The organism is Natronorubrum thiooxidans, assembly GCF_900156475.1.
Lineage (GTDB): Archaea > Halobacteriota > Halobacteria > Halobacteriales > Natrialbaceae > Natronorubrum > Natronorubrum thiooxidans.
Genome location: NZ_FTNR01000012.1, coordinates 36,474 through 55,816 on the forward strand (window position 1 = coordinate 36,474; position 19,343 = coordinate 55,816).

Genomic DNA, 19,343 nt, shown 5'->3' on the forward strand with positions numbered 1-19,343 from the left:
ACTCCCCCCACTTCCGTGGCGTGTTTACGTGTCATGGTTAGAGACTGTCGTAGACGTCGTAATCGAAAGTCTCCTCGAGCGACAGTTCTTCGTCAATCTGGCCGTTTTGGTGGGCAAACTCGGAGAAGATCTCCGCACCGCTTTCGATTTCGCGTGGATCGGTGACGAAGTTCGCGAGGGGGCCGTCGAGTGCCTGTCGAGCCTGGTCGGCCGACATCCCGATCCCGTCCTCAACGATGGTGGCCGTCTCGTCCGGGTTCTCGTTGATGAACTCCGTTGCGCGGACGTGTTGGCGGAGAAACTGTGTTGCGACGTCGGAGTCACGGACCTCGTCGCTCATCAGCGTGACAGCTGCGGGCTGTCCGGGCATGATCTCGCTGGACGTCCGGAAGGTCTGGACCGGGAGGTCCTCGGTTCTCGCTCGAGTCGGGACCGGTTCCATGATGGACGTCCCATCGATCTCGTCGTTCGCGATCGCCTGAAACACCGCGTTTGCGCCGCCGAGTTCGATGATGTCGACGGCTTCCTCGGGGTCGACACCGACGTCCTCGCGGAGCCAATACCGCAGTAGAACGTCCGGAACGGATCCCTGTGGGAACGTCCCGAATCGGAACTGCTCGCCGTACTCGTCCTCCCAGACGTCGAACGAGTCCGCGCCGTGATCGTCCCACATCGTCTGGAGCTCTTCGTGAGCGAGGATGGCCATCGGCTCTTTGATGTTCGTCGCCGTTACCTTCGCCGGCAGGCCGCGATCGATAACGATCATCGACGGAACGATGCCGAACATCGCGATGTCGATTTCGCCCCCACCGTACGCCTGGATAATGGCCGGGCCGTCGGTGAACTCACGGCTATTTATTTCGGCGTCGAGTTCCCCGAGATATCCCTCGGACTCCATCACGAAGTACTGCAGGTCCGGAAAGATCGGCATATATGCGACCGTAAGTTCGTCCGAGTTACTCCCCAAGCAGCCGGCAACCCCCGATAGTCCGAGAGCACTGGCCCCAGTGAGATACGACCGCCTCGAGAGCCGCAGCGAATTGTCAGTCATCGCCCGTGCTAGCTACTGGAGACGTTTTGAGTGCGTGGTCACGGTAAGTCCAACCCGGAGCCATGACGGCCGCCAGACGGCGCTTGTCGCTTTCGAGGCACGCTTCCGTCCGATAAGACCGTGTTCGCCGGATGTGCTGACAGACCGCCAGCGCTACTGCGTCTCGGATAGCGGCAATTGTTTCTGAAACAGATGACGCCACCTGACCGGTGTGGACCGGCGCTTTCTCATAGATATCGCTCTCTCGGCGCTGCAAACGACACTATCGGCACATCCCGACAGGGAGAGCGATGTCTTCACCGAACGGGATCAGAACCCATCGAGTCGTGTCTGCCCGCCATCACTACTACCCACACCCGCGAGTTCTGCTGCCCGCTCGAGGGCGCTTGCGAACGTTTCCTCCTGGCTGCGGTCGTACAGCGTCGCTGCCGGGTGGACACAGAGCAGGACACGCCGTGGCGTCCCCTCGATGCGAACCTCCTCGAGCGAGCCGGCCTCGTTCGTGACCGCCACGGAGCGTCCAAGCAGGTGTTCGCTCGGCACTTTCCCCAGCGTGACGATCACGTCGGGGTCGAGCAGGTCGATTTCCCGCTCGAGATAGCCCCGGCAGTTCTCGAGTTCGTCGGTCGTCGGATCGCGATTCTCCGGCGGTCGACAGCGCACGCAGTTCGTGATCCTGACGTCCGCACGCGCGAGGCCGACGTCACGAAGGCCGTCGTCGAGGACGGTGCCGCTCCGACCGACGAACGGTTCCCCCTCGCTGTCCTCCTGTGCACCCGGCCCTTCGCCGACGAACAGCAGGTCGGCGTCGTCGGGCCCGGTTCCGTTGACGATTCGGCTCCGGGAGTCGACGAGTGCTGGACACCGCGTACACTCGCCGACACAGAGCCCATCCATCTCTTCCATACTGGTGGCACAGGTGGACACATCCTACGTCTTTCGGGTCACAGCGCTGGTCGGAACCGGCTTGACCCACGGCCCGAATCATCCTCCGTCTCAGCCCACCCGGAATCGCTCACCGTCGCAGTCCGGCCATCACTCGAGCGACCGAGCGTACGAATCACCGGCTCGAGCGGCCTGTCGAGCGATCCGAAGCGGCTCCGGACGACCGCCCTCGGGTGTAAACGCGCGGACGACCGCAGCTGCCTCGTCGCCCTCACAGCCGACGTGTCTAAGATAGACCGTGTCGTCGTTGACCGACACAGCTCGGCGGTCGGGCAGCGAGCGATAGCGCTCGAGGCGGGCCTCGAGGTCAGTGCTCGAAAACGCGTCGCGGAGGCTGGCCTCCAACCCGTCGCTCGCCTCGAACGTGACGGCGATCACCGGCCGCTGGGCGACCTCGTGTATCCGATCGAACTCGAGAAGGTTGTACCACGCGGGGGCGACGGCACCGACCAGCACGTACTGAACGTCCGGTCGGCCGAGCTCGTCGATGAGTCCGACGACGGCGTCGGTCGCGTCGGTGCCGCCGACGGTACACGCACGATACGCGAGCCCGTCGAGGACACGGTCGGCACGAACGACGGCACCGGCGAGCGTGCTCCGTTCGTCATCGTGACCGAACGATTCGGCGATTCCCAGCGCCCGCGCCCCGGGCTTCATCGCATCGGATCAGGTTCCGTCTTTGATCTCTTGGAGTCGATCGAGTAACTCGTCGCTGGACGCGCCGTTTTCGAACTCGATCTCCCCGTCGTGGCTGTTCTCGCTTGATTGTACCGCGTTGTCGTCGTCAAAATCAGCGTCGACTTCCTGCTGTTCGGATTCGTCGTAGCTCCCGAATCCCATACACTGTATCCTTTGTTCTTGTGGCTAAAAAATCTCATGTGCTATTTGACACCGCATCACACACTGTACCGCGTGCCAACCGACGCGTCGGACAGCAGGACGGCACCGTTTTGGGCCCGGGCCTCGAGCCATCGCGTATGCAAGTCCATCACGTCACCGAGGCGGCGGAGACGTTCACCTGTAACGCGTTTCTGGCGATCGGCGAGGAGACGACACTGGTCGACGCCGGCGCGTGGGACGGCGTCGTCGACGAGATCCGAACCCACACCGACGACGTCGATGCCGTCGTCATGACCCACCAACACGGCGACCACGTCGCCCAGCTCGAGGCCGTCTGTGAGGCGTTCGATCCCGACGTTTACGCCTACGCCGACCATCCGTTGCGAACCCATGCGATCGCCGACGGCGACACGGTGACGATCGGCGACGAGTCGTTCGAGGTCGTCTACACGCCGGGCCACGCCGACGATCACGTTTCCTTCGTCTCCGAGACGTCGCTGTTCTCGGGTGACGTCGTCGTCCACGACGACGGCGCGTTCGACTACGGCAGTTTCGGCCGCACCGACATGGCCGGCCAGTCCCGCGAGCGACTCATCGAGAGCATTCGGACCCTGCTCGAGCGACTCCCCTCGGGAGACGAGCACAGCGAGTCTGCCGGCGTCGAGCACATGTACGCGGGCCACGGCAGCGTCTTCCACGGCGATGTTCGGGATGTGGTCGAAACGGGACTCGAGCGGGCCGAAAAGCGAGAGCCGAAGTACCCGGACGAATAGCGTCACAGCTGACCGATCCAGCCGCTGTTCGGCTGTTGACTCCGTTGAAAATCGAGAAAACGGACGCAGACGGTCGCTTACGTTGCTCGTGGTTCTTTCGCCTTGGGACGAAGCTTCTTGTAGCCGCATTTCCGACAGCGGTTGGCTTCCTTGGAGTTGCGAGCGTTACAGCGCATACAGATCATTTTCTCGAGCGTCCGTTTCTCGGCTTCTTCGAAACTGGCCATATCGGTCCGTTAGCCCGTGGTACATATAATCGCTGTGATCCCGTAACTAGTAACTAAACCAATAGTTATGTGGCCGAAGAGCTTCGTATCACTCATGCATGACGCCCTCGAGTGGCCGGCACTTTCTCGAGAGACGGTGCTCGGGCGGCTGTTGCTGTACGCTCCGTACGGGCTGTTCGGTGGGTTCGGGCTGGTGGTCGTTGGCGCACTCGGCGTGTTCACGACGTTGCAAGCGGCGCACGACTCGATACATCCACTCATCGTCGTCGCGTTCGTCGGCGGGCCACTCTCGCTGTTGTCTCTGTTCGTATTGGTGACACAGGGCTCCGATCTCGGGCGGTGGGCGAACGTCCTGTTCCCAGCGGCAAACGCCACGCGTCGCGGACTCGTCTGGGCCGTCCTGCTCGGCGCACTCGTCGTCGTCGGACTCATTGTACTCTGGCCGGCCGTGGCAATCGCGGTGGTGTTTCTCGGCACACCACTGCTTGCCAGCATCTCGAGTGCCGTCTCGACGACGGTCTCGCTCGAGCCGACCGATCGGCGCGTGACGCTGTCGACCGATCGAGAAGGTGGCGACTCGGAGCCGACAGAAATCGATCTCGCGAACGTCTCGGCGGTATCTCGAATCCCGCTCGGGACGACCACTCTCTACGTCTGTCGACGTGTGGGCGCACACGCGGCGTTCGTTCCCGTTCCCAACGAGCACCGATCGCTGTTCGAGCGGGCGCTCGAGGACGGCATCCGCGCGCCATCGCCCGCTGATCCAGCGTCTGCAAGTACGACGGGCGCGATGCGAATCGTGTTAGCCGTTGCTGGCCTGAAATCCGTCGCGATCGCCGCCATCTTCGTCTATCTCGTCCTCGAGACCGGGAACACAGCAGGGGCACGCGCGTTCGGTGCTCTCGCCAGTCTGGCGCTGTTCGGCCTCGGTATGATCGCCTATGCCGGATACGAGTCGTGGCTCGCCCGTCGCGAGCCGATTGACGGTTAACACGCCCGTCGGACATGAACCACTCGCGCTTCGGCCACGTCTCTGCCGTCTCTTATTCTGGATCGGCCACGCTGTCATCCTCGTCAGCCAAGTAGTCGTCTTGGACCGCGACGATCTCGCTCGAGTCGGCACACTCGCTGTACCGACGCAGCGGCTCCTCGTTGAGCGTCAGAAAGGTCTCGCCCCAGCGGAACGGCTCGAGGAGGGCTTCGGCCGTCTCGTACTCGTCGAAGATACAGCAGGCGGCGGCGAGTGCCTCGACGGTGGTCAGCCGGAACGGGCGGCCGTAGTTGACGGGGTTGGCCGCGACGAGAAACGGGAGTGCCCGGTGGACCCCGTTCATCCGGAACGAGGCCGCTTCGGCGGATTCCCACGAGCAGTCGAGGGCGACGAGCGTTCCGAGGCCGTCTGCGGCGTCGGCTGGCGACAGCGCCTGCTCGGCGTGGGGATTGAGCACGACGCCGTAGGGGACTTGCTCCATTCGCCGATGGAGGATTGCCTTGTCGAACTTCTCGAGGCGACGTGCGGTGCATTTCTTCGGATCGTCGTCGCCTTCGTAGTAGACGTGACACTCCACGAGAGCGGGTACGCGGAGCCGAGCAAAAAACCACGTGGAACGCGTTGGGAGCCGACCTTGGACGACGGCTGTCGGTCGGTCGGTCGCGTAACTGTGACGTTTTTGATGCCGGCGACGAAACGTCGGATATGGATTCTGCTGCTCTCGTTCGACGATACTACGCCGCACTCGACGACCACGAGTACGACGTGCTCGAGGAGCTGCTTGTCCCCCAGTTCACGCACTGCCGTCCCGATCGAACGCTCGAGGGCCGCGAGGCGTTCGTTCGGTTTATGCGCGACGGGCGGCCGACCCCAGACACCAGCCACGCCCTCGAGGCGGTGGTCGCCGACGAAACTACTGTCGCGGTCCGTGGCCGAGTGCTCGATGACGGGACGGAACTGCTCGAGTTCGCGGATTTCTTCACCCTCGAGGCCGGCCGAATCGTTCGTCTCGAGACGTACTCGCGGTGAGCCTGCCAAAACGGTCCAGCGGCGCTTGAGAGTTCCTCGACCCTGCTACGGACGCCCGTCGGTCAGTGCCGGCGCACCCGCGACTCGCCCTGCGGGGTCGCCGGGACACAGTGATGCCAGCCCGTCTGACTGTTGCTCGCGTGTCTATACTGGCTTGCTGCAGTTGTAGAAACCATCATACTAATTACTAGTATGTTCGCCGAATTGAGTAGCTGGACAGATAGTATGAAAAATTCTACCGCTCATTAAAACAATCAATCATGTATAATTTTGTGGGGCTAGTTATCATTACCCTTGTCCCCTTGTGCGTTTTGATGACAATTATTGCGACCATATATGGACTTAACTATCATGATAATTCTATACTGACCTGCATGAGTGACATTCGTGGCAACAAATCTCACGAAATGAAATATCGTATACAATTATTAGGGTCTCCGGGTGGGCCGTCCGGCTTGCGGTCGACTGGGACGCGCGGGATTTCGGGTGAGTTTAGCCGATGACCGACGACGAGTCATCTGCGACTGACGAGCAGGATCACCGACTCGAGACCGATGGTGGTCGCGAGACCGTCGACTATCTCGACGAGAAGATCCATATGTTCAAGCCTGCGACGCCGTTCATGAAAGATCACCTGAAGGTGATCTGGGGACTGTTTGCCGTCTGGGTGCTGTTTACGTTCGGCCCCGTGACCGCGACCTGGGTCGCGACGGATTTCATGACGAGTACAGAACTGCTTGGGTTCCAGCTTCATTACTTCCTGACCGCGATCGGATCGCCGGTCGGCGCGCTCGTCCTGTGTGCGGTGTACGCGTGGCAGCGTGATCGACTGGACGCCCAGTACGATATCAGCCACGAGACCGAAACCGAGGCCGAGGCCGGACAGGCCGTCGCCGCTGACGGTGGTGAGGAGGCGTGATCGAGTCAATCCCGCTCCAGTCAGCAACGGGACTTTTCGACGGCGGATTCAAACTTATTCCAGCACTGACACTTGCTACGATGCTCGCGCTGTTCCTGGGCGTCGGCTGGTTCTTCCGCGTCGCGTCAGTTGACGACATGTGGGTCGCTGGTCGATCGATTGGGAGCATCGAGAACGGAATGGCGATCGCGGCAAACTGGATGAGCGTTGCCGCCTATCTCGGCGTCGCCTCGCTCGTCGCCTTCCTCGGCTACTTCGGACTGGCCTACGTCGTCGGCTGGACGACGGGATATTTCATCCTGCTCATCTTCATGGCCGCCCAGTTCCGCCGATTCGGGAAGTACACTGCACCCGACTTCGTCGGTGACCGGTACTACTCCGATCTGGGACGGGCGATCGCGGCAACGACGACGCTGTTGATCGCGTTCGTCTACATCATCGCTCAGGGGAACGGCCTCGGGTTGATGGCTCAGTACATTTTCGGCGTCTCCTACGAGGTCGGCGTCGTCTTGCTGATGACGATCACGATCGGCTACGTCGCGCTCTCGGGGATGCTCGGGACGACGAAGAACATGACGCTGCAGTACGTCATCCTCATCGGTGCGTTCCTGCTCGGCCTCTATGCAACTGGCTGGACGCAGGGCTGGTCGACAGTGCTGCCCTTCATTGAGTACGGTGAGCAGTCGACGGAGATCGCGACGGAGATCGACCGGCAGTTCACCGAGCCGTTTGCGGACGCAGGCTACTACCACTGGATTGCGCTGTGTGTCAGCCTGATCGCCGGGACGTGTGGCCTTCCACACGTCCTCGTGCGTTTCTACACCGCTGACAACGAGCGCAACGCCCGCTGGGGGACCGTCTGGGGACTGTTCTTCACCCTGCTGTTGTTCCTCGGAACGACCGCCTACGCCGCCTACGGGACGCTGCTGTATCAGGAAAACGTCGGCGAGTACACCGAGATGACCGGGACGGAGTCCGACACGCTCGTCGTGCTCACCGCCCACCTCGCTGAACTTCCTGACTGGCTCGTCGGCATCGTCGCCGCGGGCGCAGTTGCGGCCGGGCTAGCGACGACCGCAGGACTGTTCATCTCCGCATCCTCGGCCGCCGCCCACGACATCTACACGAACCTCTACAAAGAAGACGCAAGCCAGCGCGAGCAGATGATCGTCGGTCGACTGACGATCCTCGGACTCGGTGCAGTCGTGACGTATCTGGCACTCAACCCGCCGGCGCTCATCGCCGAAGTCGTCGGGATGTCCTTCGCACTCGCCGGCACCGTCCTCTTCCCGGTGTTCTTCCTCGGTCTCTGGTGGGAAGATGCCACGCGAGAGGGAGCGATCGCCGGCATGTTCGTCGGGCTGTTCTTCGGCTTCGGCTCGATCGTCAACGAGGTCCTGCCGCAGTACGTCGGTGCAATTTCCGGTGACGCGATCGTTCCGGCGTTCGCGATGGTCGTCCCCGCGACGTCCTCGTCGCTCGTCGGTGTCCCGGCAGTCATGCTCACGATCATCGTCGTCTCGATGTTCACCGAGGACCCGCCGGAGGACGTCAAGCGCCTCGTCCGACAGTGTCACAGCCCCAAACCGATGGAAAAGATGGATTCGGCCGAAGACGTCGCCACTGACGGCGGCACTCCCGCAGACGACTAACGATGTACGATACCATACTCATCCCGACCGACGGAAGCGACGTCGCCGAGAACGCGATCGATCACGCGATCGATCTCGCGAAACGATACGACGCGACGCTGCACACGCTGTACGTCGTCGACACCGACGCGATCGATATCAGCCTCGGCACCGAACAGGTCCAGCGCATCAAAGACGGCAAGTTCGGGGAGATGTCCGAACTGAAAGATCGTGCCACGGCAGCGACCAGCACCGTCGCCGACCGGGCCAGAGCCGACCTCGAGGTCGTGCAATCGGTTAAAGCCGGCCAACCCCATCGGGTGATCAGCGCCTACGCAACCGACAACGACGTCGACCTCATCGTGATGGGGTCGGCTGGACGCGGTGGTGTCCGCCGTGCGATCCTGGGCAGCGTTGCCGAACGCACGCTCAGAACCACGCGGGTTCCGGTGTTGGTCGTCGATATGCACGAAAACGACGACTGATAGGGTAGCTGGCCGCTCCGTCTGTCGATTGCCGGCGGTACCCACTTATTGCCGCCCGTTCTCGACACAATCTTTCCCTCGATATAGAGGGATTAACCCGCCGGATTTCTTACTAGATAGGAAGTGTAACTTGGATTCAAGTAAATATGTTGCCTACATCTATCTGTAAGGGTGATTCACAATGTCAACAACTGCGAAAAATAGATTAGAAAGCCGCCTCGGTGGCGTCACTCTCGAGGGCCAGCCCCATCATCTGAGTGCGTGGGCGATCGTCGGCCTTCGGCTCCTGATGGGCTGGGTGATGCTGTCTGCGGGCTGGGGAAAGCTGACCGGTGAGTTCAGCGCCGCCGGCTATCTCGCGAACGTCGATCCGGCGAGTCCGGCAAGCGGGCTCTACGGGGCGATGGCCGAAAGCGCCGGGCTGATGAGCGCAATCGACGTGATCGTGCCAGTCACGCAACTCCTGATCGGCGTTGCGCTGATCGCCGGCGTGTTCGTCCGGCTGGCCGCGTTCGGAGCAGCCACCCAGATGGTGCTGTTCTACTTTGGCAGCTGGGACGTCGCGGGTGGGCTGGTCAACAGCCAGTTCGTCTATGCCGCGGTTTTCCTGACGCTGGGCGCGCTGGCGGCCGGCCGCATCCTCGGACTGGATCGCTACGTCGAGACGCACCCGATTGTCGACCGCGTCCCCCAGCTTCGATACCTGCTCGGCTGAGCGCTCTGTTTCCTCTTTTCGAGACCCGCCGCGTCTCGTTTCTCGAGTGGAGCCGTCGGCAGTGGCTCCGACGACAATACGAACGCGCCATTCAACAATCGAACGTTCAACTCATTTAACTGGTTTCCGACCGATGGCCCAGTATGGTCCTCTCCGATGCCGTTAGTGCCGTCGTCGCCGTGATCCGTCGCCGCCCGGCTGACATTCTGCCGTGGTATCTCCTCGGTGCTGCGGTTCCCGCAGTCGCCCGCGTGATCCCGTTTCTCGCCTTCGCGATCGGCTTCGTCTATCTCGAGGTCACCGGTCGTCTCGCGGCGGCCCGGGAGGCACTGACCGGACTCGAGACTGATCCACCGGATCCAGACGCCGATCCCGAGGCGTTCGAGGCGTGGGCAACCGGGTTCGAACCCGTCGTCGAACAGCTGTTCACGCCGGGACTCGTCCTCCTCGTCGCCATGACGATCGTGGCGACGCTGCTCGTGGGTGTAATCCTCTATGCAGCCGTCACTGCCGGACAGCTGACGGCCTGTGACTCCCGGCTGCGTAACGAGCGCGGGCTGACCGCCGGGCTCGCGGGCGCGCGCCACTACTGGCTGCGGTTTCTCGGCCTGTACGTTCTAGAGTTCCTGCTGTGGCTCGCCGTGTTGCTGACGGTCGGACTCGGAGTCGCGTTCGTCGCCGGTATCGTCGCAGTGGCGACCGGCTCGATGCTGATCGCCGGCGTCGTGGCACTGTTTGCGGGATTCGTCCTCGTTGCCGCGCTCGCCGTCGTCCGGGCGCTGTTTGCGTTCGCGCCGGTGTCGGTCGTCGTCGACGACGCGACCGTCGTCGGATCGCTGTCGAACACCGTCTCGTTCGTCCGCGCTCGCCCCGTCAGGGCGGGGTTTTATTATGTCGTCTCCATTGGAACGATAATCGCGTTCTCGGTCATTTCGGGCGTGTTCTCGCTCGTCGATGTCGTCGCCTTTCCCTCGTTGCTCACCGTCTTGCTCGTCTTCCCCGCACTCGATCTATTGAAGACGGCGCTTTACAGCGGCTACCGGGGTCGGCTCACCCCACCGTCCATGCCCGAACGATCGCTTCGGAGGCAGTTCCGGGACGGCGTTCGACGCGGCTGGGCCGAACTGACGGCGTTCGTTCGGGCAACGCTCGGCACGCACGCGCTCGTCGTCGCCCTCGCCGTCGGCAGCTTCTGGGTCGGCTGGGAGTTCTCTGAGCCGCTCGTCGGCTCGTTCGAGACGTCGATCTCGGCCCGCCTCGAGGGCCATATCGCGCCGGCAGCGGCCCTCGAGTTCTTTGGCAACAACTGGCTGGTTGCGCTGACGACGGCCCTCTCCGGGCTCGTACTCGTGATTCCGGCGATCGTCTCGCTGCTGTTCAACGGGCTCGTCATGGGCGTCTACGCCCGAACCGAGGTCGCTCCGATGGAACTGCTCGCCTTCGTTGTTCCCCACGGGATCCTCGAGATCCCGGCAATCTTCATCGCCACGGCGCTCGGTGTCCACCTCGGGCTCGCCGGCTGGCGGACGGCCCGCGGTCAGGCGTCTCGAGCGGCGCTCGCCGATACCCTCGAGCGGGCGTTCTGGGTGCTCGTCGGCGTCGGTATCCTACTGGCGATCGCGGCGGTGATCGAGGGCTTCGTGAGTCCATACTACTTCCGGCTGTTCCTTTAATCACCCGCGAGATCGTCTCTTCTACTGGTAGGCCTCGAACTCCGAACCGAACAGCAGGAAGTAGACCGTCCCGACCAGCCCGATCACCGTCGCGATGGTGAACGCGAGCGTCGGCGAGCCGGCGAGGAACTCCTCGCCGGTAACGGGGTTCGAAATCCCCGCCCAGAGCAGGCCACCGAGTGCGGCACTCGGGATGACGAGCAGGTTTCGCAGGAGGTAGTACGTACCCGTGACACGGCCGCCAGCGCCCCGTTCGGCCGGGCCAACGATCAGCGCTTTGTGCGCGGGCAAGCCAGCGAATCGCAACCCCGAAAAGGCAAAGAGCGCGGCGAGGACGGCCGCGCTCTCGGCGGCGTTGATCAGCAGGATCGGAAAGATTGCGTAGACGGCAAAGCCGACGGCGACCACGGGTTTTAGCCCCACGCGCTCGGCGGCCTTCGCCGCCGGAATCATCACCAGTAAGGCGACGAGCATCTCGAGGCCGAGCAACACGCCGAAGTACGATTGTGGGCTGAGCTCGAGCGTTCCGATCGCAGGTACGGGAAGGGAGAGCCCGACCTCGAGAAACCGGGTGATGACGATGACGAAGAAGACGTAGACCATCCCGTTGCCGAAGCGAACGAGCGTGTCGCCGATCAACAACGGGCGGAGTTCCGCTGGCATCGCTCGCAGATCAGCGACGACCTGTGCCAGCCCGTCGAACTCTTTGCCAAAGCTGTCGGCGTCAGTCTCGTAGAGGACGTGCTGGACGACGGTGCCGAGGACGCCGAAGACGACGGCGACGAGCAAAATGAGCTGGAAGGCGACCACGACATCACTATCGCTCGAGCCAAACGGAAAGAAGAGCGCGGCGGCGAGCAGCGGGCCGACGAGAAAGGCACTCCGGCGGAACGTCTCGGTGCTTGCGAAGCCGGCAGCTAGCTGGGACGGCGACACTGACTGTTTGACGATCGCGAAACTCGCCCCCAGCCCGAACGATTTCCACGCCTGTGCCAAGAGCAGGCCGACGAAGATCGCGACGATCGCGAGCGACGTCGGACCGACGGCGATGTCTGCGAGCGCGGGCGCGACGAGCCAGAGCCCGAAGCCGATGGTCGAACACAGCCCGAACGCGGTCAGGGCGTACCGTGAGCCGATCCGATCGGAGATTGCCCCGCCGGGATAGGGGTAGACGGCGCTGACGACGTTGCCAACGGTCCCAAACAAGCCGATAACGAGCACTGTCGCGCCCAGTGCCGACATGTACTCAGCCATGTATCGGCTGGTCATCTGGAAGCCGAGACTGAACGCGAACATCGCTATCGAGAGCACGAGGACGTCGCGCTCGAGGGCGAAGAACTGCCGAAACGCGTCGAGCGGGTCGGCCTCCTCGCTGTCCGATGGCTCCTGCTCGAGGCTCACTACCGGTCATCTCTCGGTCCGTCGACTTCGGTGTTTCCGTCCGATAGCGACTCGAAAGCGAACGTCCCGCGGTCGACGCCTGAACTGCCCGCTGGCTGGTGAACACCGAACCAATAAAGACCAACGGCTCCGTCGTCAGGCACATGACGACGACGCTCGGAACGGCGAGCGCGAGGCCCGGCGAGATCGATACGGGCCGTCTCGAGGTCGGCGAAACCCGGGACGGAAGTCCGTTCGGTCTGCCCGTCGCCGTAATCAACGGCGAACGGTCGGGAAAAACGCTCTACATGCAGGCGGCGAGCGACGGTGACGAACTCAACGGTGTCGGTGTCCTCCAGCGTGTTGTCCCACAACTCGACCCTGCCGAGATCGCGGGTACGATCCTGATTGTCGGGATCGTTAACTACCACGCCTTTCAGGTCGCCGAACACCGCAATCCGATCGACGATACGAAAATGAACCGGGCCTACCCCGGCAACGAGAACGGGACCTCGAGCGAACGGATCGCGGCCGCAACGTTCGAGGCTGCGACCCGAGCGGATCTGATTCTCGATCTCCACCAGGGCTCGACCAGCCGCATGATCGACGAGGTCCGGGTTCGCTGTGGTGGCCGCCACCGACTCCACGACAAGTGTCTCGAACTCGCGAAGGTGTTTGGCTGTGGCTACATCCTGGATCAGAAAGGCCCCGACGGCCAGCTTGCCCGGGCCGCACCGAACGACGGCGTCCCGACCATCGACCCCGAACTCGGCGGCTGTGTCGGCTGGGACGAGTCGAGCATCGAGAAGGGTGTCAACGGCGTCTTCAATGTGCTCTCCTACTACGGCTTTCTCGACGGCGACGTCACGCTCGAGCCCCAGACGCGCGCCCGCGGGTTCGAACAGTTCGGCGCACCGAACGGCGGCCTCGTTCGCTTCCGGACAGCGCTCGGAGCGCGCGTTCACAGCGGTGACCTCCTGTTCGAGGTGACGACCCCCTTCGGCGAGTCGAAAGCCGAGGTGACGGCCGATAGCAACGGGATCTTCTGGCGAAGCCGCCGACTGCCACAGGTCGCGACGGGCGAGTACGTCTGCTCCGTGGCGACTGATATCGACAAGTACTGACATGCCATCTGCCCTCCACTGTCCGGCCTGTGATCGTGTCTACGAGCCCGGCCCCGACGAGCCGTGGCGCTGTGCGTGTGGCCACGCCCTTGAGTTCGAGGATCGGCCACATCCACAGGGCGACCCGCTCCCGCTGCACCGACTCGACACCAGCGACGGCCTCTGGACATTCTTCGAGTTCCTGCCGATCGAGAAACACGTCACGTTCCACGAGGGATTTACACCGCTCGTCGACGCCCCAGACTGGAACGCCGGGTTCAAACTCGAGTACGTCTTTCCGACGGGGTCGTTCAAAGACCGCGGCGCGACGACGACGCTCTCTCGAGCCGTTTCTCTCGGCGTCGAGAAGGTCATCGAGGACTCATCGGGCAACGCCGGGGCGTCGATTGCGACGTACGCCGCTCGTGCGGGCCTCGAGGCCGACATCTACGTCCCGGCGGACGTCAAACAGTCGAAGCTGATGGCGATCCAGCGGACCGACGCCCGCCCGGTCCGAATCGAGGGCGACCGACAGGCCGTCACGACAGCCTGTCTCGAGGCCGTCGAAGGCGAGGCGGGGCGTGGGGTGGACGGTCCGAACAGGAACGGGGACGTCCCGCGACAGACGGGCACGGGCTGGTACGCCAGTCACGCCTGGAACCCGGCCTTCTATGCGGGCACGATGACGTTCGCCTTCGAACTCGCAGCCCAGCAGGGCTGGACCGTGCCGGATGCCGTCGTGCTCCCGATCGGTCACGGAACGCTCTTTCTCGGTGCTTATCGTGGCTTTTCACTGCTCAACGAGGCCGGCATCGTCGACGGAATGCCGCGACTGCTCGGTGCCCAGATGGCGGGCTACGCTCCGATCGTCGACGCACTCGGCGGGCGGACGATCGCCGAAGACGATACCGACACCGACATCGCCGACGGTATTCGGATCGCCGAACCCGCCCGCAAGGACGAGATCCTTGAGGCTATCGCGGAAACCGACGGCGACGCCATCGCACTGGGCTCGGACCCCATCGAGAGCGCGCTCGATCGACTCCACCGCGGTGGGTTCTACGTCGAACCGACCTGTGCGGTCGCGCCCGCGGCACTCGAGGCGTACCGCGAGGCCGGGACCATCGCCGAAGACGACGACGTCGTCGTTCCCCTGACCGGGAGCGGACTGAAAACCCTATGAACACCGAGTGCTGACGATGCGGTAGATGGTCAGCCGTCCAGCCGACTACTGTCCTCACTGCGGTGAGTCACTCGAGACGATCACGTTCGATGGCCGCGAGCGCAGCCGCTGTCCGACCTGTGACGACGTGGTCTGGCACAACCCGGTCCCCTGTGCGAGCGTCGCGGTCGTCGATCGGTCGCGAGCGGAGCCGGCAGTGCTCTGTGTCGAACGGGCCGTTCCGCCGGGCATCGGCGAGTGGACGCTCCCCGGCGGCCACATGGAAGCCGGCGAGGAGCCCGCGGTCGCCGCCGTCCGCGAACTCGAGGAGGAAACCGGCGTCGCCGTCGATCCCGACACGCTCGAGATTCTCGATGCGACGTCGATGCCGCCCCGGAACGGCAAACACGTGACGACGATCCATTACGTCGCCGACTGGGCCGACGCTGCGGGCGAACTGCTGGCTGGCAGCGACGCGAGCGCGGCGCGATTCTGGTCGCCAGCGACGTTCGACGCGTCGGGCGAGACGTTCCGACCGATCCACGAACGGCGGTTTCGAGCGGCGGCCGCGTATTTCGAGTGATCGCCGGCCCGCCGACCGACGAGCGGCGAAACCCGACATTCCTTTACTTGCCCCCTGAATACGAGCGGGTATGTTCCTCTCCCTACGCACGGAGGTCGAGGCCGCCCTCGAGGAGGCACTCTCGGCACTCGACTTCCCGACTGACGATCTCGGGATCGAAGAACCGCCGGAAGACGTGCCGAGCGTACTCGCCTCGAGCGTCGCCTTCCGACTCGCCGGCGAAGCCGGGGCCGCGCCGCCACAGGTCGCGGGCCAGCTCGCCGATGCGATCGCCCTGGACGACCTGACGTACGTCTCGGCCGTCGAGACGCAGGGCCCGTATCTCAACTTCCTGCCGAGTGAGGCCTACTTCGCGGACACCCTCGAGACCGCCACTGACGAGACCTACGGCGAACTCGAGGACCGCGAGGAGTCCGTCGTCGTCGAACACACGAGCGCGAACCCGACCGGGCCGGTCCACGTCGGCCGCGCTCGAAACCCCATCATCGGCGACGCGGTGGCGAACCTGCTCGACGTCGCCGGCTACGACGTCGACCGCCACTACTACGTCAACGACGCCGGCCGGCAGATGGCCGTCTTCACCTGGGCCTACGAGACGTTCGACGAGGCCGACCTCGAGAACGAGCCCGAACGCGACCGCATCGAGTACGACCTCGTCCGCTACTACCGCAAGGGTAACGCCTACCTCGAGAACGCTTCCGAGAGCGAAGTCGAGGCGGCCGAAGCCGAGATCGAGTCGATCATGCAGGGCCTCGAGGCCGGCGACGAGGAGGCCTACGACCGCGTCAGCGAGGTCGTCGATCAGGTGCTCTCGGGCATGAACGCCTGTCTCGGCCGGCTGCCCGCGGAGTTCGACGAGTTCGTCAAGGAGACACGCTTTATGCGAAACGGCGATACTGACGACCTCGTCGCCCGACTCAAAGAACTCGACGAGGCCGTCTACGAAGAAGACGCTTGGCAGCTCGAACTCGACGACCGCGGCATCGACAAGAACCTCGTCTTCCTGCGCTCGGACGGCACCTCGCTGTACGCCACCCGCGACCTGGCCCACCACGAGTGGAAGTTCGATAACTACGACCGCGCGGTGACGGTCCTCGGCGAGGACCACAAACTGCAGGCCAAACAGGTCCGGCACACGCTCGAGTTGCTCGGCAACGACACCGACGGGCTCCGACAGGTGCTGTACTCCTATGTCAACCTTCCCGAAGGGAAGATGTCCACCCGCCGTGGAACCGGCGTCGACTTGGACGATCTGTTAGATGAGGCGATCGACCGCGCCCGCGAGGAGGTCGAGGACCGACTCGACGACCGCATCCGTGACGACGATCTGGACGAGTCCGACATCGAACGGATTGCCCACCAGGTCGGGATCGGCGCGGTCCGCTACGACATCGTCTCGAAACAGCCGACGAAAGCGATCACCTTCGAGTGGGAGCAGGCGCTCGACTTCGAGGCCCAGTCCGCGCCGTACGTCCAGTACGTCCACGCGCGCTGTTGTGGCATTCTGGAAGAAGCCGGTCTCGACCCCGACGTCGACCTCGCACGACAGGATATCGAACTCGAGGCCCTCGAGGCCGGCCTGCTCGAAACCGATGCCGAACGGGACCTCCTCGAGACGATCGCCCGGTTCCCGGCGGTCGTCGACGAGGCGGCCGACGACCTCGAACCGCACCAGATCGCGACCTTCACGCGCGAGTTCGCCGATCGGTTCAACGGCTTCTACCGGGAGTGTCCGGTGCTCGCCGACGACGTCGATCCCGACGTTCAGGAGGCTCGACTCGCGCTCGTGGCCGCATCGAAACACACGGTCGCGAACGCGCTGTCGATCCTCGGTGTGGAACCGCCCCGGTCGATGTAAGCGAGGCGACGTTATCGATCACTTTCCGCGGTCTCGTTTCGTCACGTCCTGATACTACCGGACAGAAGTCAATGAAGAGAATTCGCCGGACGGAAGCGGCGAATGCTCACAATAGTTCTGTCCGGCAGTATGAGCCCGTATAGCGTTCCCGCCGCTACTCGGTTGTTCGCTCCAAAAAGTCCATGTCACCGGCTTGAGGGCTGGACGAACTGTCAGTATTTCGTCTCTGTGCCTTTGATCGCCTCGAGCAACTGTGCTCTCGTCTTCTTGCCGTCGCGATACCAGACGATCCACTGCACGTCGATGGAGTAGGAGACGACTTTCTCCCCGTCGTGTTTGACGATCAGTTCGATGGTCTCGATGTGGTCCGCAAACGTCTCGAGGTCGATGATGCTCTCGTCGACGTCGTCGGCGAGCGACTCGAGGTCTGCGTACAGTTTCTCCTGGTCGGTCGTCTCGCTGTCGACGACGAGCTTGACCGTGTCGCCCTTGCGTTTGAGGACCGAAATCGACATGTAGTCGCCCTTCAGCTCGAAGTTGTCTTTTTCGAACCCGGGAATGTCGTCGTGTTTGTCGTGCTTTTTATCCTTGCCCTTCTCGCCTTTCTCTCCCTGCTCGCCGTCCTCACCGTTGTCACCAGTGTCATCGTTGTCACCGTTGGTCGGCGAGTCGGACCCGTCGTCGTTCGAGCCGTCATCGTCGCTTGTGTCTTCACTGGAACAACCAGCCAGGAGGGTCGCGAGCGCAGCACCACTGCCGAGGAGTACGTTTCGTCGCTCCATGCTCGAGCCGTCGATATCGTCAGTGATTAGTAATCAGTTTGTTACTCTCTCACGATTCTGACTGTTTGATTCGACTGGACAACAGCCCGTGACTGGCCGGTATTCGGCGCAACCGGGCCCGTGTGAAGCGGTTTCACGTCAGGCATGAAGACAGTATGGATTGCATTACGATCAGCAATCCCTACTCGGTGCTGGTACTGGATTCGGCTTCCGTGATTGCACTCGAGACGTCGTCGTGTGCTGCTTCCCGTTCCTCGCGCTCGTCGTCGCTCTTGATGGCGGTCTCGTCTTCCGATCGCTCGGTTTTTACTCCCAGTTGTCCGGATCCTGTCTCGCCGTCGGCAGCGTCGCTCGTCGCCTCTGGTACGTCGATATCAGCCAAGTCAGCCGCGAGTTTCCGGTAGGCGGCGGCGGCAGGCCCATCGGGTTCGTACACGATCAGCGGTGTGCCGGCGTAGACGCTTTCTCGAGCCGCGGCGTCTTCTGGGATCGTTCCCAACAGATCCGTCTCCAGGCGCGTGGCAATTTCCTCGTGGGAGATGTCGCTGTCGGGTAGCGTGCGGGTCACGACGAGTCCGGCGACCGTGCCCCCGGCACGCTCGGTCAACTCGAGTGTTTTCTTCGAGTCGTGGACGGCCGCCGGCTCGGGCGTCGACACGAGGATGACGGCGTCGGCTAGTCCCAGCGGGAGGACGGTTTCGTGATTGACGCCCGCGCCAACGTCGAGAAAGACGTAGTCGAATCGATCTCGAAGCTCGGAAACGACCTCCCGGAGTCCTTCGGGGGAGGTGTCGGCGTACTCGTCGAGGCTCGTACCGCTCGGAACGGCGACGATGTTTTCGGTCACACTGTAGATGGCGTCGTCGATCGATGCGTCTCCGGACAACACGTCGTGAAGCGTCGTCGAGTCGGGGGTCAGGCTGACGAACCCGGCGAGATTCGCCATTCCGAGGTCGGTGTCGACGATGGCGACGCGCTCGCCGGCCTGTGCGAGCGCCGTGCCGAGATTGACCGTCGTCGTCGTCTTCCCGACGCCTCCTTTTCCGCTCGCGATCGCATAGACCGTCTCATGAGACATACTGGTGTACTGTCCGGACAGAAGAACGGGAGCACCTTAAATCGTCACCTCACCTCCCAACCCATGGTGTGTGGCCGACATGTCGGTGCTGTCTCCGAGACGGAGTCGCGCCGGCTGT

General features: G+C 63.1%; 21 protein-coding genes. 12 read left to right on the plus strand and 9 right to left on the minus strand.

Annotated elements, in window-relative coordinates; translation table 11 throughout:
• Positions 1–37: 37 nt before the first annotated feature.
• The 4 genes from BW940_RS15185 to BW940_RS15200 form a co-directional block, all read right to left on the minus strand.
• A complete protein-coding gene (locus tag BW940_RS15185; RefSeq protein ID WP_076610069.1) occupies positions 38–1,051 on the minus strand; it encodes an ABC transporter substrate-binding protein in 1,014 nt (337 codons plus the stop codon).
• Positions 1,052–1,360: 309 nt separating this feature from the next.
• A complete protein-coding gene (locus BW940_RS15190) occupies positions 1,361–1,957 on the minus strand; it encodes a uracil-DNA glycosylase (protein ID WP_076610070.1) in 597 nt (198 codons plus the stop codon).
• A 129-nt stretch (positions 1,958–2,086) separates the two neighbouring features.
• Positions 2,087–2,653, minus strand: coding sequence for an endonuclease dU (locus BW940_RS15195; protein WP_076610071.1), 567 nt, complete (start codon positions 2,651–2,653; stop codon positions 2,087–2,089).
• Positions 2,654–2,662: 9 nt separating this feature from the next.
• Positions 2,663–2,836 carry a DUF5786 family protein gene (locus BW940_RS15200; protein ID WP_076610072.1) on the minus strand — a complete coding sequence of 58 codons (174 nt, stop codon included), beginning with the start codon at positions 2,834–2,836 and terminating at the stop codon, positions 2,663–2,665.
• A gap of 137 nt (positions 2,837–2,973) precedes the next feature.
• Here BW940_RS15200 and BW940_RS15205 point away from each other — a divergent pair, with 137 nt between their 5' ends.
• Positions 2,974–3,609 carry an MBL fold metallo-hydrolase gene (locus BW940_RS15205; RefSeq protein ID WP_076610073.1) on the plus strand — a complete coding sequence of 212 codons (636 nt, stop codon included), beginning with the start codon at positions 2,974–2,976 and terminating at the stop codon, positions 3,607–3,609.
• Between the two features lie 77 nt (positions 3,610–3,686).
• Here BW940_RS15205 and BW940_RS15210 read toward each other — a convergent pair whose 3' ends face one another.
• Positions 3,687–3,836, minus strand: coding sequence for a 50S ribosomal protein L40e (locus BW940_RS15210; RefSeq protein ID WP_076610074.1), 150 nt, complete (start codon positions 3,834–3,836; stop codon positions 3,687–3,689).
• A 94-nt stretch (positions 3,837–3,930) separates the two neighbouring features.
• Here BW940_RS15210 and BW940_RS15215 point away from each other — a divergent pair, with 94 nt between their 5' ends.
• Positions 3,931–4,827, plus strand: a complete 897-nt coding sequence (locus BW940_RS15215) for a GumC domain-containing protein (protein WP_076610167.1) — start codon at positions 3,931–3,933, stop codon at positions 4,825–4,827.
• Between the two features lie 52 nt (positions 4,828–4,879).
• Here the strand turns inward: BW940_RS15215 and BW940_RS15220 are convergent, their stop codons facing one another.
• Complete coding sequence (locus BW940_RS15220) at positions 4,880–5,404, minus strand: DUF367 family protein (protein ID WP_076610075.1); 525 nt, start codon at positions 5,402–5,404, stop codon at positions 4,880–4,882.
• Positions 5,405–5,532: 128 nt separating this feature from the next.
• On the opposite strand from BW940_RS15220, the gene BW940_RS15225 reads away from it, so the two are divergent.
• From BW940_RS15225 to BW940_RS15250, 6 genes are all read left to right on the plus strand, one after another.
• Positions 5,533–5,856, plus strand: a complete 324-nt coding sequence (locus tag BW940_RS15225) for a nuclear transport factor 2 family protein (RefSeq protein WP_076610076.1) — start codon at positions 5,533–5,535, stop codon at positions 5,854–5,856.
• A 499-nt stretch (positions 5,857–6,355) separates the two neighbouring features.
• The gene (locus BW940_RS15230; RefSeq protein ID WP_076610077.1) at positions 6,356–6,775 is read left to right on the plus strand and encodes a DUF4212 domain-containing protein; all 420 of its coding nucleotides are present in this window, start codon (positions 6,356–6,358) and stop codon (positions 6,773–6,775) included.
• Positions 6,772–8,427: a sodium:solute symporter family transporter gene (locus BW940_RS15235; protein WP_076610078.1), complete on the plus strand. Its 1,656-nt coding sequence runs from the start codon at positions 6,772–6,774 to the stop codon at positions 8,425–8,427. Before BW940_RS15230 ends, BW940_RS15235 begins: the two co-directional genes overlap by 4 nt.
• Before the next feature lie 2 nt (positions 8,428–8,429).
• A complete protein-coding gene (locus BW940_RS15240) occupies positions 8,430–8,891 on the plus strand; it encodes a universal stress protein (protein ID WP_076610079.1) in 462 nt (153 codons plus the stop codon).
• A 181-nt stretch (positions 8,892–9,072) separates the two neighbouring features.
• Positions 9,073–9,606: a DoxX family protein gene (locus BW940_RS15245; protein WP_076610080.1), complete on the plus strand. Its 534-nt coding sequence runs from the start codon at positions 9,073–9,075 to the stop codon at positions 9,604–9,606.
• Between the two features lie 143 nt (positions 9,607–9,749).
• Positions 9,750–11,279: a stage II sporulation protein M gene (locus BW940_RS15250; RefSeq protein WP_076610081.1), complete on the plus strand. Its 1,530-nt coding sequence runs from the start codon at positions 9,750–9,752 to the stop codon at positions 11,277–11,279.
• Positions 11,280–11,300: 21 nt separating this feature from the next.
• On the opposite strand, the gene BW940_RS15255 is transcribed toward BW940_RS15250, so the two are convergent.
• On the minus strand, positions 11,301–12,680 hold the full coding sequence (locus BW940_RS15255) for an MFS transporter (RefSeq protein WP_076610082.1): 1,380 nt from the start codon (positions 12,678–12,680) through the stop codon (positions 11,301–11,303).
• A 143-nt stretch (positions 12,681–12,823) separates the two neighbouring features.
• Here BW940_RS15255 and BW940_RS15260 point away from each other — a divergent pair, with 143 nt between their 5' ends.
• The 4 genes from BW940_RS15260 to argS all read left to right on the plus strand — a co-directional run bounded on the left by BW940_RS15260 (position 12,824) and on the right by argS (position 17,365).
• Positions 12,824–13,783, plus strand: a complete 960-nt coding sequence (locus BW940_RS15260; protein WP_076610083.1) for a succinylglutamate desuccinylase/aspartoacylase family protein — start codon at positions 12,824–12,826, stop codon at positions 13,781–13,783.
• A gap of 1 nt (position 13,784) precedes the next feature.
• The gene (locus BW940_RS15265) at positions 13,785–14,945 is read left to right on the plus strand and encodes a threonine synthase (protein ID WP_076610084.1); all 1,161 of its coding nucleotides are present in this window, start codon (positions 13,785–13,787) and stop codon (positions 14,943–14,945) included.
• Between the two features lie 25 nt (positions 14,946–14,970).
• Positions 14,971–15,507, plus strand: a complete 537-nt coding sequence (locus BW940_RS15270; RefSeq protein ID WP_076610085.1) for an NUDIX domain-containing protein — start codon at positions 14,971–14,973, stop codon at positions 15,505–15,507.
• A 70-nt stretch (positions 15,508–15,577) separates the two neighbouring features.
• Positions 15,578–17,365: an arginine--tRNA ligase gene (gene argS, locus BW940_RS15275; protein WP_076610086.1), complete on the plus strand. Its 1,788-nt coding sequence runs from the start codon at positions 15,578–15,580 to the stop codon at positions 17,363–17,365.
• 212 nt (positions 17,366–17,577) lie between these two features.
• On the opposite strand, the gene BW940_RS15280 is transcribed toward argS, so the two are convergent.
• Positions 17,578–18,147 (minus strand): hypothetical protein, encoded by a 570-nt coding sequence (locus BW940_RS15280; RefSeq protein WP_076610087.1) that lies wholly within the window; start codon positions 18,145–18,147, stop codon positions 17,578–17,580.
• Positions 18,148–18,328: 181 nt separating this feature from the next.
• Positions 18,329–19,225 carry a cell division ATPase MinD gene (gene minD / locus BW940_RS15285; RefSeq protein ID WP_076610088.1) on the minus strand — a complete coding sequence of 299 codons (897 nt, stop codon included), beginning with the start codon at positions 19,223–19,225 and terminating at the stop codon, positions 18,329–18,331.
• Positions 19,226–19,343 lie beyond the last annotated feature (118 nt).